Origin of the sequence: Rickettsia endosymbiont of Seladonia tumulorum (assembly GCF_964030815.1) — a bacterium.
Classification (GTDB): domain Bacteria; phylum Pseudomonadota; class Alphaproteobacteria; order Rickettsiales; family Rickettsiaceae; genus Rickettsia.
Genome location: NZ_OZ034963.1, coordinates 924753 through 942875 on the forward strand (window position 1 = coordinate 924753; position 18123 = coordinate 942875).

The window sequence follows — 18123 nt, forward strand, 5'->3', positions numbered from 1 at the left end:
GATTATAAATGAGCCTGCAAAATTTTCGTATTCATAAAAGACTAAGTTTAAATCCTGAAACAGTTGAAGAAATATATGCAATAATTTCTGAAGTCGAGGGCGTAAAAAATAGTTGGCAAATTACTAAGCAACTTTTGCCTCAAACAATAGAGCGTTTGACTCGCTGTGTAATTATAACCTCTACAGGTTCTTCTAACCGTATTGAAGGAAATAAACTTACCGATAATCAAGTAGAAAATCTTTATAAAAATTTAGATGTTCAAAAATTTAAAACACGTGATGAGCAGGAAATAGCAGGATACTTACAATGCCTTGAATTGATTTTTAATAATTATGATGAAATACATATTACAAAGTCATTTATATTAAAACTACATAATGATATGTTAATTTATAGCGATAAAGATATACGTCATAAAGGTAATTATAAATTTGCATCAAATCGTGTAGAAGCAAAAGACCATGATGGTAATATAGTGGGTGTGATATTTGAACCGACACCACCATATTTAGTTAAAAAAGAAATGCAAGAGCTAATAGATTGGTATAATTTAGCTGTTAAAGATAAAGCTAAACATCCACTCATACTTATTGCTAATTTTATTTTTGAGTATTTAGCAATTCATCCATTTCAAGATGGTAATGGGCGGACAAGTAGATTATTAACAAATTTATTACTTTTAAAACATGGTTATTTATTTACTCAAATCGTCTCTCATGAGCGTATTATTGAAGAAAATAAAGTAGATTATTATAAGGCACTTAATAAAACACAAAGTCATTGGAAAAAGGAAGCAGAGGATATTACAGCTTGGTTAAAGTTTTTCTTAAATGTAGTTAAATTACAAAGCACTAAAGCTTTACAAATAATTAAAGAGGATAATATAGAGTATTTATTATCGGAAAAACAATTATTATTATGGAATTGGATTAACAAAGAAAATAAAGAGTTTAGTCGAAAAGATGCTGTAAGTGCATTAAATTTTCCAGAAAGAACAGTTGAGTCTATTATAAAAAAATTAGTTGATTTAAAACGTTTAAAATCTATTGGTCAAGGAAAAGCCACACGTTATAAGCTTAAGTAAATACGTATAAAAGACTAAGTTTAAATCCTGAAACAGTTGAAGCTATATTAAGTTAAATATTTGCGTTATGTTATTGTAAATAAATAGATTTCCGTAACGTCCCCACTCTATTACAGTATTTAATATATTTGTAAGCTCTTCATTCTTATATTCCTTTCTTAAGTGACTAATAAGAGTTTGCTTTTTCATTTGGCTTTTAGATTCTTGTAAAATACGCCTAATAGAAGCAGCTACGGGAATATATTCAATCAAATGTCTACCAAAGATTTTTCTTCTTTCTTCTGCATCCCCATCAAGGAACACCCTACCCGCTCCGGTAATATGTACATCACTATTTTGGATTTCAATAAACTGAAAAAGTTGCAAAGCTCCTAAAATGCTAAAGAAATTATCAGATGATATATTTAACGACTTAGCTAAGGTAGCAAGGCTAGCCTGACCGCTATATGGCTTAGATATCAAAATTTCCATCATTCGTTCCATATTATAAGGCTCGGCAGCATGAATCGACATAATATCAGCACTGTTAGATTTTAAATTAATCTTCATCAAATCGTAAATTCTATTTACAAGACAAGTGAATTCTTTACTCAAACGATCACGTGGATGCGGCAAAGTAATAGGGATTTCTGCTATAATCTTACCGGGATTTGAAGATAATACCATAACTCTATCACATAAAAATATGGCTTCTTCTATATTATGCGTTACTAATAATATAGATTTTAATGATATAGTTTTTTCTGACCATAAATCTAATAAATCTGTTTTTAATGCTTGACCGGTTAAAATATCCAAAGCAGAAAACGCTTCATCCATAAGTAAAATCTCAGGTTCAACTGCAAGCGATCTTGCAATCCCTACACGCTGTTTCATACCTCCTGAAATTTCTTTTGGGTAATTATGTTCATATCCGCTAAGCCCTATTATATTTAAAGCGTTCATGGCTTTTTTTCTTACTTCGTCTGATGGTAAATTTTTTGCTTTTAAGCCAAGTTCAATATTTTCAAGTACTGTAAGCCACGGGAAAAGAGCAAAATTTTGAAATACCATAGAAATTTCCTCTATTGGTTCTTCAATTTTTTTGCTATTAAATATTACTTCCTCACTTGTAGGGGGTACTAATGCCGATAATATCCGCAGTAAAGTAGATTTACCTGAACCAGATTTACCAAGCAACCCAACAATTTCTTTTTCATAAAGAGTAAAATTAATATTGTCCAAAATTTTAACTTCATTACCTGACGGAGCAATAAAACTTTTATTTATTTCCTTTAAAATCAATATTTCTTTATTGGTCATAGGATTATTTCTATTAATTAGGTAACTTCAAAATCGTCATTGCGAGAAGAAACTGAAAGTTTCGACGAAGCAATCTCATTAAGCATCCTGAGATTGCCACGTCGCTTCACTCCTCGCAATGACGTGGTATAAAACAACATCTAACTTAACTTACTCTTACTTACCGACAAATTATATAACGGACGCCATACCAAACGGCTTATAACTATAACATATAGAGACATTACCACTACCCCAATAGCTACTCGGCTGTAATCACTAGCATTTGTAATATACGAACCAAGACCAATTGCAGAAATACGCACATTTCCCCAAGATACTATTTCTGCTACTATACTTGCATTCCAAGCTCCTCCATAAGCTGTTATAACGCCAGTAACTATATGAGGGAAAATTCCAGGTAATATAATATTTTTCCACCATAGCCATCCTTTAACACGAAATATATTAGCTGATTCTTTTAAATCAGCAGGAAATGCCGAAGTTCCAGCTATAACATTAAAGAGAATATACCATTGAGTGCCAAGTATCATAAGAAAACTCAAAGCTATGTTGGGATTGAGATTATAGTGCGAAATAAAAATAACCACGAAAGGAAATAAAAAATTAGCAGGAAATGCTGAAGCAATCTGTATTACAGGCATCATTTTTGCGGTATAGCTACTATTTAATCCGATAAATACACCGATAGGTACCCATATAATAATAGCTAAAATGACCATAGCAATTACTCTTAGTAGAGTAAAAAAGCCTAATTTTATTACTAATAAAAACTCCGATAAACTAATTGCTGTTTTAGCAAAGCCATAGCATTTATTTGCAGCATATATTGCTAAACAAGCTAAACACCCATACCATAGGATAGCTATAAGTAAATTTGGTATTGGTTTTATAAAAATAATATAGAGCTTAGATAAAAGATTTGAGATAATTTTGGTTATATTATTAATAAAAAAATTACATGGTATGAATATAATAGAGATAATTTTTGCTATATATTATGGTGATAAAATTTGTCTTTTTAAATAAATCCACAACCATGGATTTAGGTGTACAAGCTTTTACTATATTCTCATAACGAAATTTATCTGCCCACACAATTAACGGACGAAATATAATTTGATCATATAATATAATTACTATAAACATAGTGATTACAGAATAGATTATAGAAATTATATCTTTCTCATATATCGCTTTAGCTATATACGAACCAATACCAGGTACACTAATTGTATTCCCGCCTATTACTACAGTCTCTGATGCTACGAGAAAAAACCAACCACCAGACATCGACATCATGCTATTCCAAATTAGCCCTTGTGTGGCAAAAGGCAATTCAAGCTTTAAAAATTTTTTCAGCGGTGAAAGTTTAAATATATTACTTGCTTCGACTAAATCATTCGGGATAGTTTTAAGTGATTGGTAAAAGCTAAAGGCTATATTAGGCACTTGGTTAGTAAATGTAGCAAATATTACCGCACATTCTATACCTAAACTACTATTTGGAAATATTGATACAAACCATGTAACAGTAAATGTTAAAAAGCCTAATATCGGTACAGATTGAAAGATATCTAATATTGGTATTAAAATATTTTCTGCTGTTTTATATTTTGCGGCAATAGTCCCGTATATTATAGCAGTTATCAGCGAAATAATAATCGCTATAAACATTCGTAATGTAGTTTGCAGCGTATATTCTAATAAATGGATTGGATCTAAATATATTTCGTTTTTTGCAATAGCCACAATGGATGAATCCATTTCATGCAGCCCCTTACCTATTGCAAATATAATCCCGCATATAATCAATATTATACATAGATCCCAAATGTTAAACGAGCCTCTATGAAAATTGTTTTTATATATATGCATGTGCTTTGCTTTGAAAATTAGAAAACGTCATTGCAAGAAGAAACTGCAAGTTTTGTACGTACGCAATCTCAGGATGCTTAACGAGATTGCCACGGCGATGCTACGCATCTCCTCGCAATGACGACAAAAAACACTTTACTCCAAACGTTCAATATATGTAATAGCCTTATTAAGATCATATTGATTAACCGCGAAAGGACCACGGAAAGGTTTATCTAATATAAATAATAAGAAAATCATAGAACCGGAGGTTATACAAACTAACATGACTGAAATTTTATGCAAGTAGACCCTAATCCCAAGCATACAAACAAAAATTAGGTTAATAGTAGTCATAATAAATACGACTACCCAATATTGAACATTTAAGGAAAAATAAGACATTTTAATCCTATTATACCTGATGGTATAAAGCTCTTTGATCTCTTTAACTATTTCTTTTTTAATAAATAATTGCATCTGATCATTTACTTTATAATCTTTAAGACGACTAGTAATATCTTGCAGAAAACTAAGTGCTTCATGACCGATTTTTTTACCATCCCTCATTAACTGCCATTCACGCCCTACTACATCTTGTGCATAATTTTTAATATCTGCATAAATTGCAGGCTTCATCTCGTGGGGAAGCCAACTAACACTATCTGCAAGCCTCATTAATATTGTAGATTCGGTTGCCACTACTTCTTGAGCTTTATTAAAATTACCAAGCAGATATATTAATACAAAACCGGTTGATACTGCATACATGCTTCCTACTACACCTGATAAAAATCCTCCAAGGCTGCCTAATTCTTCTCTTTGGAAATTAGTTGGGATGATATATTTAGAGAGATATAAGCATATACTGCAAAACCCCATTAAAATAATGTTGATTATAAGAAATAAGACAATATTAGGAATGTTATAAATAAAATCAATTATCTGTTCAGGCATAGAATAATATTTATGTTTGTATCATTTTAAATAATTAGCTGCTATACAATGTCATTCCCGCAAAAGCGGGAATCCAGCATAAAGCGAGATAAATCGAGCTTTTATTTTAAAAAATTTACTGTATTTAGACTTTTTTCCTAGATTCCCGCTTTTGCACAGTAGTGTCCGGAGAAAAAATAAACGTTATTATTATTAGGTTTTTTCGTCATTGCGAGAAGAATTACAAAGTAATAAGGGCGAAGCAAGGAAGTAAAAAAATGCTAAAATTAGTTATTTTTTACTATTTTTCTGGATTGCCACGCGGTCTACGACCGCTCGCAATGACGGTTTTAATAATACTCCAATTTTCTCCGGACACTACTGCACTTTCGCGGGAATGACATAGGAGTCATGCAACAACACCGGACAAGCCTTATAAGAAAACTATTATGCATAATAAATCATCCTTTATTTAGACCTCCACTTCCTCCAAGGTTATTGTAGAATCGGCAAGCTTAGTAATTTTCTCAATCTTCAAACGGGCTTCTTTAAGTTTCTTTTCACAGTGATTTTTAAGCAAAATACCACGCTCAAAACTATTAACTGCCGCTTCTAAAGTCTCTTGCCCGTTATCTATTTTTTTTACAATTTCTTCAAGTTCGCTTAAAGCTTCTTCAAAACTAATATTTTCGTCTAAATTTTTATTGGTAGTCATGTGTTTTTATTTTTAATGGTTAACTAAATTAGTTTCTTCTGTAGTTGTTTGCTGAGGTATTAGCAATTTTTTTAATTCACTACTATTAAAGGTCTTTTTAGGAGCAAACATATTTCCTTGTATTTTCAAACTAAGATTGCTTAAAATACTTTTATCTGCATTAGAACTAGTATTTTTTGGATCAGATTTAACAAGGCTAGACGGAATATAAAAAGATAGAATATTAGATGAATCCATATCAAAATTATATATATTAACTGCGAAAGATGCAGCCCCTGTACTATATTGCGTGACAAAATTTATATCTTTTAAAAGAGCAATGCCTTTTTGTAAGTCAATATTACCACTTATACCCGTAATTCTTTGTTGTCCTGTCGTTATAGCACTATTTATATCTTTATCAAGATTCGATGCATTATAATCATAATTATTAATTTTCTGTATGAAAGAATCAATATTAAAGTTATTAACCGTGATAACATTTATAGCAAATTGTGATTTACTAGTAAGGTTATATAGTTGATTTTGCAGAGTATTGCCGTTAGTGGAAAAACTACCGCTAATACTTATTTCACCTTCTGAAGCAGCAAATATTTTAGGTAAGAGTGCTGAAGCCTTATCTAAATCTATAGTATTTAATGCATATACAAAATTAAGAGAGTAAGGATCTAACAAAATATTACCACTACCTTGCAATTTACCACCTAATAGTTCTGCTTCAATATTATTGAATTGTAGTAAATTATTATTATTTACTGCATAGAATTTAACATTTTTTAGTACTAAATCATTTTGCGACAAGCTAGATAAATTACCATATATTTGTAACGTAACTTTATCTAAACTATAATCATTTACTAATTTATTTCTTAAATCAAGTAACTTTGCAGGTGATAATAAATCAGTACTTAAACTACCATCTTTAATTTCGACAGTTAGAGATGGTAATACGCTAGAAGCATCCAAATTCCAGCTAGTTGATAAGTAGCTATTATTTGTTTTTAAATCTAGATTACTAATTTTTACACTAGCTGGTGAAATTTTAGCAAGTAGATTCATCTTATCAAAGATTTGATCATTATATTTAACACCATCTACTAAAATATCTAAATTAATTGTATAAGGATTTGTTCTAATTGGGATAAATTTACTTGGATAATCTAGGCTCTTCATATCCTTAGTCAAGCCTTGCACAAATTCGATAAAAGGTGAAATTACTGGATAACTATTTTTTGTTAAATCAAGCGAAGATATACTAAGTGTAGCATTTAAATGAGGTGTTTGAGCAATAAATTTACCAGAAAAATTCCCTGATAAACTTAAATTATCTGTTTTTAGCAATAAATCTTTAAAAAATAAATCTATTAAGGTTAGTTTTAACTCAGACGATAGAGTAAATGGTATAGCATCTTTAACTGTGATATCAGCAAATCCTAATATATTTAGTAACGAATTAAAATCGTTATGCTTTAAATATATTTGTCCATCAAACATACTTCTAATAGAATTCTGCGTTACATTACCTAGAAGCTTGAACTCACCATCTGGTTTAATACTTCCTAAACATTCATCTATTTTTAAAGTACCTTTTGATAAGCTAGAAGTAAACGTTACTTTCTCTAATGTATTATTATTACTTAAAATTACTTCATCAATTACAATATTGATTTTAAGCAACTTATCAGCAAAAATAAATCTAATATTCGATGGAGCAGTATTAAATGTTACCGGAGCATTTGAAGAAACTATTGAATTTAAATCTATTTTAGAAAAATTTAAATTAACAGTACCAGTAGTATTATCATTTTTAGCAATGTTAATAGCACCACCCCCCGTAATAAATGGTGATTCTACAACTATATCTTTTAGCTCTACTGCATCTTCTGAATTTAAAATGTTAAACTTAACATTTACTACACTTGTTTGATTCAGCTTATTTAAAATATGGCTTAAATCCGGTAGTATGTTATACATTGCTAACGCTAGGTTTTTGATATTATATTCACCATTACCGCTATCAAGTTTAGAATCCTTATAAACTTGCGACAATTTAAAATTATAATCTTTATTATCAATATCAAAGCTAAACTTTACTATATTCTCACTCTTATTAATTGAGCCTGAAATTATGCCTAACTCGTTATTTGTAGTTTTAAATATATAATTAGATGCTAAATTTTCCTTTTTTAATGAACAATTAGAAAAATTTAAAATGGAATAATCTTGTTTATTAATAATATTGAGGTTTGTAATATTAAGATTTATATTTTGCAGTTTATATTTAAAAAACTTATCTATTAGCTCTTCATTATTATAAATATTGAGCATCTTAGAATCTGCATAGATCTTAGCGTCTAATATTTCTAACCTACTAATTTGAGGGCTAAGTTTTATAAGTGACCAGACTGAGAAATAGACTTTAACTTCTTCTAAATCTACTTTTCCCTCTTCCTTTATTGATTCAATGGCTAAATAAGGTATTGGGAATTTATTTATTTTTATTTTTCCGATATTCTCATTGGCAATTCCTAAGCGATTAGTGAAATTACTCGCAACAGAATTATAATTAACTAGAGACAATGCACCAAAAAAAAGAAATAGTAATAAGGAGCAAGAAATTATTATGCCAGCAATTATTTTTTTTATCATATCTATAAAAAATTATTTAAATATATTATTATATATAACTAGCAAAATTTAAAGGTAAATTAATGAATTCCTTAGAAAATTTAATTCTAGTCGGTGTAATAAAATCATGTCATGGGATTAAAGGACATGTAATTTTAAGATCTTTTACCGATCCTGCTATAAAAATAACTGAAAGGGAATTAGTAAACGAATCAGGTGAGAAAGTAAATATTAATCTAATTAAACAAAATTCTAAAGGTGAATTAATTTGCCAATTTAATGATATATCTACTCGCAATGAAGCAGAAAATTTAAAAGGCTATAAATTATTTTGTTTACGTTCAAGTTTGCCAAAACTAAAAGAAGACGAGTTTTATATAACCGATTTAAATAATTTATCAGTATTAGACAGTAACCATACTGAAATCGGTAAAATTAAAAATATCCTCAATTTTGGTGCTGGTGATATAATAGAAGTAGAATTTTTAGATAAAACAACCGAATTATTACCTTTCAACAAAGATTTCTTTCCCGCTATAACTAAGGATTATGCCATTTTAAATTATAAGAGGGATGAATGATAATGTCATTGCGAGGAAATTACGAAGTAATTGACGAAGCAATCCAGCTAAAAAATGCTAATTTATAGCATTTTTTATTATCTTTTCTGGATTGCCACGCTCATTTCATTCGCTCGCAATGACGGAAAAATCAATTCACAGAGGCAACCCATACACAAACGTTAATAAATTTACATCATGGAAATGATTGTCCTTTTTTAGTGCCATTAGGAGCTTTGACATTGGATATTGTAGGATTTTCTAACTGTATAGCATTTTTTGCATCCGTCAATTTTGCCATAATTTGGACATTATCCTTAATATTAACTTTATCTTTTCCTACAACCATTTTAGCTCTTTCAATATCCGGTTCATCTTTACTTACAGTTTTTAATTCAGACTTTCCTGATAAAGTTCTTACATCTTCTGTTTTATCTTGAGATTGTCCTGAAACAGCTGCCCCTCTTTTTTCCACCTGTTCTTGTAATAAATTATCTATAGCTTTTAAACGAGCATCTTTAGATAAATCTTTATTATCAATTAAATTAGCCTGTATGAAATCTAACTGATCTTTAGTAGAAGATTTTTCATTAAACTTTTCAGTTAAATCTTTAGCTTGCTTTTCTGATTCAGCTTTCTTTTCTTCATTAGTTTTAAAGTTACTACCACTGGCAGAAAGAATATTACGTAGTTTATCAACTTTGTTACTTACAAAATTAGATACATCGCTTAACATATTTGAAGTTTCTTGTACAACTTTTTCTTGTTCAGATATTATAGGTTTTTCTGTTTGTTGTTTTGATGTATCATCAACAGGTCCTTTTTCAAATCCAGGCTCAGCAGCTTTATTAAGATTTCCCAAAGCCTCCATTGTTTCTCTTGCAGCTTTAACTATATCTTTCTCTGGTTTATCTTGTTCTAGATTTTGTCCTTTTAACCCTTGAGTTAAATTCTGCATTTCCCTTTCTAATATTGCTTCGTTTGCTATATTTTCAAGAGCAGATCTTTCTTCAGGTACAGCATTAGCTTTAATGCTTTTAACAACACCTTGAGTTATTTCAGGACTTTCATTTCCTATACCCTTATGAATTCCATCTATCAAGCCCTTGGTTATTAGTTCTTTATCTTTCAGCTCAGCTGTGCTTTTTACAATTCCATCTTCTGCAAATGAAGCAATAGTAGCTTTCTCTGGTATAGACATGTCTTTATGACTAGCTATAGCTTCACCCACAACCTCAATAATACCTACTTTATCCTTAATACTTAAAGGACTTTGAGCAACTTCTTTTGTAATACCTTCAACTATTTCACCTTTTATTTCCGCTTTAGCTGGACCATCTAAAACATCTGTAGTGATAGTTTTTATTGCATCCGTCTTTTTTACAGCATCAGATAAAGGATCATATAAAATACCCTGTACTTTCTTTATTGTTTCTTCTGCTGCTTGCTTTTCTTTAATTTTATCTAAATTTTGCTGCATTAATTGTTGCTGCTCTGGACTTAGAATTCCTGCTTCTCTAGCTTTATCTAGTACATCACTTTTTAATTGACTTTTTTCTTGAGCATCATGCTTAGAAGCTTCTATTACATTGCTTATTACTTCAAATATCTCTCCTTTTTCGTCTTTATTCAGGTTACTATCTAATACAGCATCAGTTATGCCATTAATAGCATGCAATCTTACATCTGAGGTATTAAGCTCTAAAGCAGAGTCAGTTATCTTTTCTACTATTTGTTTTTTAGCAGCTTGACTTAAACTATCTTGATCTAGAGCAACAGATGTTATTCCTCCAAGCAATTTTGCTTTTTCTGGTTCTGATAAAACATTATCATTATTTATTGTGTCTAATATTTTACCTAAACCCTCTATCCTTACCTCTTCAGGAAGCTCTTTATTACCTAATACATTTTCAGCTAAAGTATTAATTCCTGCTTGTTTTTGGTCGACGCTTGCTTCTTTCTCTCCTAAGATTTTCTCTGCTACCTCACCGATTAAACCAGCTGGCTCATTTTCATTTTTTAAATCTTTATTTAACTGATTTAATAAATTCTGCATAGCTTGCGATAAGCCTGTTGCTGCATCAACTATATCTTGTGATTGTGGTTGTGGCTGCGAAATCTCAACTTGTTGTGGTTGTGGTATTTGTGAAACCCCAGGCTTTTGCCCTGAACTAAAAGGTGTTATAGGAGGCACTTGATTGGAAGCTATCCCCGATTGAGGTTCAGGTATCGCTGTATTTTTAGTTTCAATAGGCTTTTCATTTGCTGGATCTATTTGTTGTGAAGATACAGATTTTTCACCTCCTTGAACTCTATAAATATCTTGGTCTATAGTTTGTGAGACATCAACGCCCTGCCCTTTATTTACTGCAACCTCTTTCATCATGGCTTCATATTTGCTTCGTGTTACAGGCAGCGTATAAATTTCTCCACCATGCTCTATATAACCTACTGCATTTTCATCTTTTCCCATAAATTTTATAGGTTGCGGTGAGCTTATTTCTTTGAGTTTAGGAGTACCATCAGGATGCGGATCTGCTTCATAGTGAGCAGTAAAACGGAGTGCATTATTAGATTTACCCTCTTTATTTTGTGCAACAAGCGATAAATGCATCGTACCACTTTTGCCCTCAAGGTCTGTAGGAAAGTCTATCGTTCTATATGAATTAACTGTAACTGGAGTACCATCCTGCTTATAGACAGTCATCGGGGCAGTTTTATGAGTTTTTTCGGCTAACGTACAAATTTCTTCACCAGCATCATTTTTAATTACTGTTGATCTAAGATCACCTGCACTTATTTGATTTTCCCATTGCATTGACCTAAATCCACCAACATATTTATTGGCATATTCTTGTCTAATGTTTTCATATTGCCCTTTAAACTGCTCGTTAGATAAAGCTTTATCATATAAGCCTTGTCTTTCCTCTGCATTAAGGTTTGCTAGAAATTGTCTGAATTTTTCTTTATCTTTTGCTTCTTCTGAGTAAGCAGGATCATTATTAAGATAATTTCTTAATAACTCTTCTTGTTCTTCTTTAATTTTATTTTCACGATAAACTTCTGCACTATGTGATGCATGAACATTCTTATAGCCTGCTATTTCTATATTTTCTAATCCCTTTTTAAGATCAGGATTTTCTAAAGCTTTATCGTATAATTCTCTTTTATTTGGATCTTCATTCAAAGTTCTTAAAAAATCTCTAAATTTTTCGTCATTTTCAAAATTAGGTTTCAGATCAGGATTTTCTGCATTTTCTTTTAGTAACTGATTTCTTATTAAATCACGCTGCTTTTCCAGAATTTCTTTTCGAATAGCTTCAGTTATTGGATCTATAAAGCCATCTCCTGATATACCTCCTGCTAAAGCACTAGCCGAAAGCGAAGATGTTGAAGTGGCAGTAGCAGGTGTAGTATCAGTACTACTAAAAAAAATACTATCTCCCTCAGACTCAAACAACTCTTGCTCCTGTCTTGTTTGTTCTTGCTTTTCTGCTTCAGTGAACTCTTTATTTGCTATTGGATCAAACTCCTTTATAATTTCTTCTACATTAGGATCTTTACTCATAAAACCTCCAGGCTATATTTTAAATTACATTAATTCTAATAATAGTTTGCTAGTAATAGCAAGAAAAAAATTGTTTTTTATTGAGAAAGTTTAACAGATTTTTTATATTCTTTGTTTAATTCTTTTACTGCCCAAAACCATATTAAACAAGTGATTATAAATATAAACATTAAACATACGGAAATAGATTGATAACTTGCAGAAGGTAAAATAATAAAAACTAAAGATTGTAAAAATGCACTTCCTGATTTTCCAAGTTTTGTACCAAGCACATCAGCAGCAGCTTTTCCTTTTATCTTTATTTCTTTATCTAACGGCACATAAGCCATCTCTTTTGTTGAATCAAATAAGGTATATTTACTTGATTTACTGAGTACATTTTGAATAGCACCGATAGTTATAGCAATTAAAGCCGGATCAGTTAAGATAATACTTGCTACTATCAAACCAGCAGAGTTTTCAAAATTATTAACAGTAAAAAATAATATACCTGTAGTAAAAACTATTATAGGAGTAATAATAGCTGCCGTAAACCAACCGAGTTTTCTAACTATATTTGAGCCAAGTACAACAAAAAGAATAGTAAACGCTCCCGTATAACTTAAATAATTACCGATAAATGCAACATATTCAGTCGGGGTTTTGTATATTTTAGTAGCTGCTGCTTTCCAAGGTCCTTCCACTAAATTTATAGCAATACCATAACAAATAAGTAAAGTTGCAATTAATCTAATATGTCTGGAAGAAAGGATCATCTGAAAGCTTTCGGCAATTGTCATGGTTTTTTTCTTTGCCTTAAAACGCAACAATGCCATATGTTCTTTATCTAGCACTTTGTGATTTAGCAACCAAAAAGTTTTAATACCTACTATCCCTAGAATCAATACTATAGTTAATATAATCTGCACGGAAAGAGTATGAAAAGATGCCTGTAGTGAAAATTTTGCGGCTACATACTCATTAATATGACTTAAATTTTCTAAAAACTGTCCTGCTAAATAAATCCCTGTTTGGCTAAGTAATCCAAATAAAGGATAAAATCTTTTCGATTCTTCAACAGTAGTTATATTATTTACAAATTGCCAAAAAAGTAGTGCAAAAGCTACATTTGGCCATAATTCAGCTATTATATAAAATAGAGAAAAACTCCATTTCGATAAAAGCAAAATAAACCATTTTAAGTTTGGCAGACTTGTAATTAAATTTTGAGCAGTAGTTGGACTTAAATGTAATATCTCGTGATTTGGGAAAATAACATAAGCAAAGAGGGCAAAAAATGCTAAAAATATTGAAATGATCAGATAAAATATATTTTCTGCTTTCATTCTATTAACAAGCTTTACATAAATAGCCGTCATTAAAAAAGCACAAGGCATAACTCCCCAGAACTTTAGAAAGGAAATTGTTTCCGCTCCAATCATCGTAGTAACTATACTATCTTTTAATGCTCTGATTAAATTTTGAATAAATAAAATACAAAACATTAACAAAGTAATGAATAAAAACTTAGAAAGCTCTTGGCGTTTTATTGGCCAAATATAGTCTGAAAATTTATTTATTAACTTGTTGATTTTACGAGGGGAATTATCTAAATTATGACTTGAAAAAGTATGGTTTGAATTATTTTGGTTAATTGTCATTGATTTCTGTCTAACCTAATTGGCTAGAATTATATATTATAGATTTTTTAAACCCACGTCAAGTATATACTCGTTGAACTTGAAAAATTGGCTACGTTATCTTTGCAAGTCCTCCGGTCCTCACGTATTAAGTGATACGCTTCGGTCCTCGGCTTACAGACCGATTACTCTTTTCCAAGTTGATCTTCGTATATAATTCTTCATTTCAGAAAAATAATGTATGAATAGTTATTGGTTAAATGTTTATAAGCCTAAAGGAATAAGCTCGGCTAAACTTGTTAGTATAATAAAAAAAGTACTTGGTAAAGTTAAGATAGGACATAGCGGCACTTTAGATGTCGAGGCAGAAGGAGTACTGCCTCTTGCTATAGGTGAAGCTACAAAATTAGTGCAAATGCTGATTGACGCTAAAAAAACCTATATTTTTACCGTAAAATTTGGTAAGCAAACCGATAGCGGTGACTATGCCGGCAAAGTAATAGCCACAACAGATTTTATACCATCGAAAGAAAGTGCCTATGCCATATGCTCTAAATTTATTGGTACTATAACACAAACCCCCCCTGCTTTTTCTGCTCTTAAAGTTAATGGAGTACGAGCATATAAATTAGCACGAGATGGTAAAGAAGTAGAACTAAAACCACGTAATATAACAATTTATGATCTAAAATGTCTTGATTACGATGAACAAAATGCTACTGCTATTTACTACGCTGAATGCTCAAAAGGTACTTATATAAGGACTTTAGCAGAAGATTTGGCATTGTCCTTGCAAAGTTTAGGATTTGTGATAGAATTACGCCGTACTCAAGTTGGAATATTTAAAGAAGAAAATTCTATTCGAATTGACTCTTCTAATGATATTACCAAACTTTCCCTTGAGGAAAAAAATATAAAGATAGAAGCAATACTGGACGACATCCTGGTTCTTGATGCTAACGACGAGCAAGCACAAAAAATTAAATATGGTCAAAAATGCCTATTTGATTATGATAAAAACGTAGATTTTATGTGGGTTCGCTATAAAGGTGCTTTGCTTGCAATTGGTAGCTTAAATAAGAATTGCTTCCATTCTTTACGAGTATTTAATTTAACGCAATAGACTAATAAGGAGAAATTATCGATGTCGATTACACAAGAACGTAAACAAGAATTAATTAAAAATTATGCTATAAATGATAATGATACAGGCTCAAGTGCAGTACAATGTGCTATTTTAACTGAGCGGATCAATAATTTAACTGAGCATTTCAAATCTAACCATAAAGATCATACCTCAAGAAGAGGGTTATTAATCTTAGTCGGACGCCGCCGTAGATTACTTAATTATATAAAGAAAAAAAATGTAAGCGAGTATTTAGATTTAATAAGTAAGCTCGGTATTAGAAAAATTAAGTAAATTTATGTCATCCATGCGTGGATACCAAAGCGTCTGAGCTAAGTGAATGAAATGAGCGTGGCAATCTCATGAAAAAGCATAAGATTCTTAAGATTGCCGCGTCGAAACTTACAGTTTCTCCTCGCAATGACGCAAAACACTAAAATACAAATTAAGAGATATATATAGATGTTTAATGAGATAATTAAAACAGTTGAATGGGGCGGAAAAACTCTTGAACTGAGTACCGGCAAGATAGCTCGCCAAGCTGATGGAGCAGTTACCGTTAAAATGGGTAATTCTGTACTACTATGTACAGCAGTAACTGCTGCCAAAGCAAAAGAAGGTATTGGCTTTTTTCCTCTAACAATTAATTACAGAGAAATGGCATATGCTGCTGGTAAAATACCAGGCGGCTTTTTTAAGCGTGAGGGCAAAGCATCAGATCGGGAAGTTTTAGTATCACGTCTGATAGATAGACCGATCAGACCATTGTTCCACCCTGCTTTTGTTAATGAAACATTTGTTACCTGCACTGTTCTTTCATATGATCCTGAAACACCAGTTGATATACTTGCTATTATCGGTGCTTCCGCTGCACTTAGCCTTTCACCTGCACCTTATCTAGAAATAGTTGCTGCAAGTAAAGTAGGCTTAATAAACGGGGAATTCGTTTTAAACCCAACACTTGACTTATTAAAGACAAGCCAGCTTGATTTAGTTGTTGCAGGAACAAACGACTCTGTAATGATGGTTGAGTCAGAAGCACATTTACTTTCTGAAGAGCAAATGCTTGCTGCTGTAAAATTTGGCTTTGATAGTTTCCAGCCAGTAGTAAATATTATTAAAGAACTTGCAGCTGAAGCTAAAAAACCAAAGCTTGAAATGCAAGATTTATATCCTGCTGAATTAAAGAATGAAATTAAAAAATTATTTGCAAAAGAAATTGAGCAAACTTTTGCGATTAAATCTAAACAAGAACGTAGTACTAATTTAGAACTAATACCTGAAAAAGTACTTAAGCATTTTGCAGATGATATAGAAAGTAAAAAATATAATAATTACCAAATCGAATCAGCTTTAAAATCTGTTGAATCAGATGTATTACGTGGTAATATTTTACAAAAAAATAAACGTATAGATGGACGTACTACAACAGATATAAGACAAATTACTTGTGAAGTTGGATTATTACCTTGTGCTCACGGCTCAGCTTTATTTACTAGAGGCGAAACACAGAGCTTGGTAAGTAGCACATTTGGAACTAGCTTAGATGAACAAATAATTGATAGCCTTGAGGGTGAATATAAAGAACGCTTTATGCTTAATTATATCTTCCCACCTTACTCTGTTAATGAAGCAATGCCGATGAAAGCTCCAGGAAGACGTGAAGTTGGGCATGGTAAACTCGCTTGGCGTGCTGTTAATCCGGTATTACCTACTAAAACACAGTTCCCTTATTCTATTAGAGTAGTTGCAGAAACTACCGAATCTAATGGCTCTTCTTCAATGGCAACAGTTTGCGGTAGCTCACTTGCTTTAATGTATGCTGGTGTTCCAATAAAAGCACCAGTAGCAGGTATTGCTATGGGGCTTGTTAAAGAAAAAGAAAAATTTGCGGTATTATCTGATATTCTTGGCGATGAAGATTATTTTGGCGATATGGACTTTAAAGTTGCAGGTACTAGCGAAGGTATCACAGCTTTACAAATGGATATTAAAATATCTGGTGTAAATTTTGACATAATGAAAATAGCTTTAGAGCAAGCACGAGCAGGACGTTTGCATATACTTGAGCAAATGAATAAAGTTATTAGTAAACCAAATAATGAGATGAGCAAAAACGCTCCATCTACTACTACTTTAAAAGTTGATAAGGATAAGATCAGAGATATTATCGGTCCTGGTGGTAAAGTAATAAAGGAAATTTGCGAAACTAGCGGTGCTAAAATTGATATAAGCGATGATGGCACAGTTTCTATTTATGCTCCGGATAAGGATAAGCTAAAAGTTGCTTTAGATAAAGTTAAGGCTATTGCTATTGAACCTGAAATAGGTGAAGTATTTAACGGCACAGTGATGAAAATATTAGATTCTGGTGCTTTTGTTAATTATCTAGGCAATAAAGATGGTTTTGTTCATATTAGCGAAATTGCCGAAGAAAGAATCGAATCAGTTAGCAGCATTTTAAAGCAAGGCGATATAGTAAAAGTTAAGCTTATCGGGTTCGATAATAAAGGTAAAGCAAAACTAACTATTAAAAATGCTGAGAAAGATAAATCTTCAGCAAGCCCAAAACCAAAAAATAGTCCTAAAGAACACCAAGAACCTGAAAAACGGGAAAATGGTAAAAAAAGAGCTTGGAACGAAGATAATAATGCTGAAACGACTGAAGTAGTTACAGAACGTAAATATTTTAATTGATAATAACCGTCATTGCGAGCGAACGTAGAG

Annotated in this window: 13 protein-coding genes; 5 read left to right on the forward strand and 8 right to left on the reverse strand. The window is 31.5% G+C overall.

Translation table 11 applies throughout. The annotated features are described in order from the left end of the window. The first annotated feature begins 8 nt into the window (after positions 1–8). The gene (locus tag AAHF54_RS04530; RefSeq protein WP_342169846.1) at positions 9–1085 is read left to right on the forward strand and encodes a Fic family protein; all 1077 of its coding nucleotides are present in this window, start codon (positions 9–11) and stop codon (positions 1083–1085) included. A gap of 42 nt (positions 1086–1127) precedes the next feature. Here AAHF54_RS04530 and AAHF54_RS04535 read toward each other — a convergent pair whose 3' ends face one another. The 6 genes from AAHF54_RS04535 to AAHF54_RS04560 form a co-directional block, all read right to left on the reverse strand. Beyond that, entirely contained in the window at positions 1128–2387 is a 1260-nt protein-coding gene (locus AAHF54_RS04535) for a nitrate/sulfonate/bicarbonate ABC transporter ATP-binding protein (RefSeq protein ID WP_342169847.1), read from the reverse strand. Positions 2388–2527: 140 nt separating this feature from the next. Then, positions 2528–3109: an ABC transporter permease subunit gene (locus AAHF54_RS04540; RefSeq protein WP_341788128.1), complete on the reverse strand. Its 582-nt coding sequence runs from the start codon at positions 3107–3109 to the stop codon at positions 2528–2530. 235 nt (positions 3110–3344) lie between these two features. Beyond that, complete coding sequence (locus AAHF54_RS04545) at positions 3345–4265, reverse strand: ABC transporter permease subunit (protein WP_342169848.1); 921 nt, start codon at positions 4263–4265, stop codon at positions 3345–3347. A gap of 135 nt (positions 4266–4400) precedes the next feature. Continuing rightward, entirely contained in the window at positions 4401–5126 is a 726-nt protein-coding gene (locus AAHF54_RS04550) for a DUF4239 domain-containing protein (protein ID WP_341789228.1), read from the reverse strand. A 526-nt stretch (positions 5127–5652) separates the two neighbouring features. Then, complete coding sequence (locus AAHF54_RS04555; protein WP_011477434.1) at positions 5653–5895, reverse strand: exodeoxyribonuclease VII small subunit; 243 nt, start codon at positions 5893–5895, stop codon at positions 5653–5655. 12 nt (positions 5896–5907) lie between these two features. Further along, positions 5908–8544, reverse strand: a complete 2637-nt coding sequence (locus AAHF54_RS04560; protein WP_341788132.1) for an AsmA-like C-terminal region-containing protein — start codon at positions 8542–8544, stop codon at positions 5908–5910. Between the two features lie 62 nt (positions 8545–8606). On the opposite strand from AAHF54_RS04560, the gene rimM reads away from it, so the two are divergent. Beyond that, positions 8607–9104 (forward strand): ribosome maturation factor RimM, encoded by a 498-nt coding sequence (gene rimM / locus AAHF54_RS04565; RefSeq protein ID WP_341788133.1) that lies wholly within the window; start codon positions 8607–8609, stop codon positions 9102–9104. A 175-nt stretch (positions 9105–9279) separates the two neighbouring features. Here rimM and AAHF54_RS04570 read toward each other — a convergent pair whose 3' ends face one another. Further along, positions 9280–12651 (reverse strand): Sca4 family spreading effector, encoded by a 3372-nt coding sequence (locus AAHF54_RS04570; protein ID WP_342169849.1) that lies wholly within the window; start codon positions 12649–12651, stop codon positions 9280–9282. A gap of 77 nt (positions 12652–12728) precedes the next feature. After that, positions 12729–14291, reverse strand: a complete 1563-nt coding sequence (tlc4, locus tag AAHF54_RS04575) for an NTP/NDP exchange transporter Tlc4 (RefSeq protein WP_341795115.1) — start codon at positions 14289–14291, stop codon at positions 12729–12731. Positions 14292–14511: 220 nt separating this feature from the next. On the opposite strand from tlc4, the gene truB reads away from it, so the two are divergent. The 3 genes from truB (at position 14512) to pnp (ending at position 18093) form a co-directional block, all read left to right on the forward strand. Further along, positions 14512–15393: a tRNA pseudouridine(55) synthase TruB gene (gene truB / locus AAHF54_RS04585; RefSeq protein WP_341788136.1), complete on the forward strand. Its 882-nt coding sequence runs from the start codon at positions 14512–14514 to the stop codon at positions 15391–15393. A gap of 21 nt (positions 15394–15414) precedes the next feature. After that, the gene (gene rpsO, locus AAHF54_RS04590; protein ID WP_011477440.1) at positions 15415–15690 is read left to right on the forward strand and encodes a 30S ribosomal protein S15; all 276 of its coding nucleotides are present in this window, start codon (positions 15415–15417) and stop codon (positions 15688–15690) included. A gap of 168 nt (positions 15691–15858) precedes the next feature. Further along, positions 15859–18093 carry a polyribonucleotide nucleotidyltransferase gene (gene pnp / locus AAHF54_RS04595; protein ID WP_341788137.1) on the forward strand — a complete coding sequence of 745 codons (2235 nt, stop codon included), beginning with the start codon at positions 15859–15861 and terminating at the stop codon, positions 18091–18093. Positions 18094–18123: the final 30 nt, after the last annotated feature.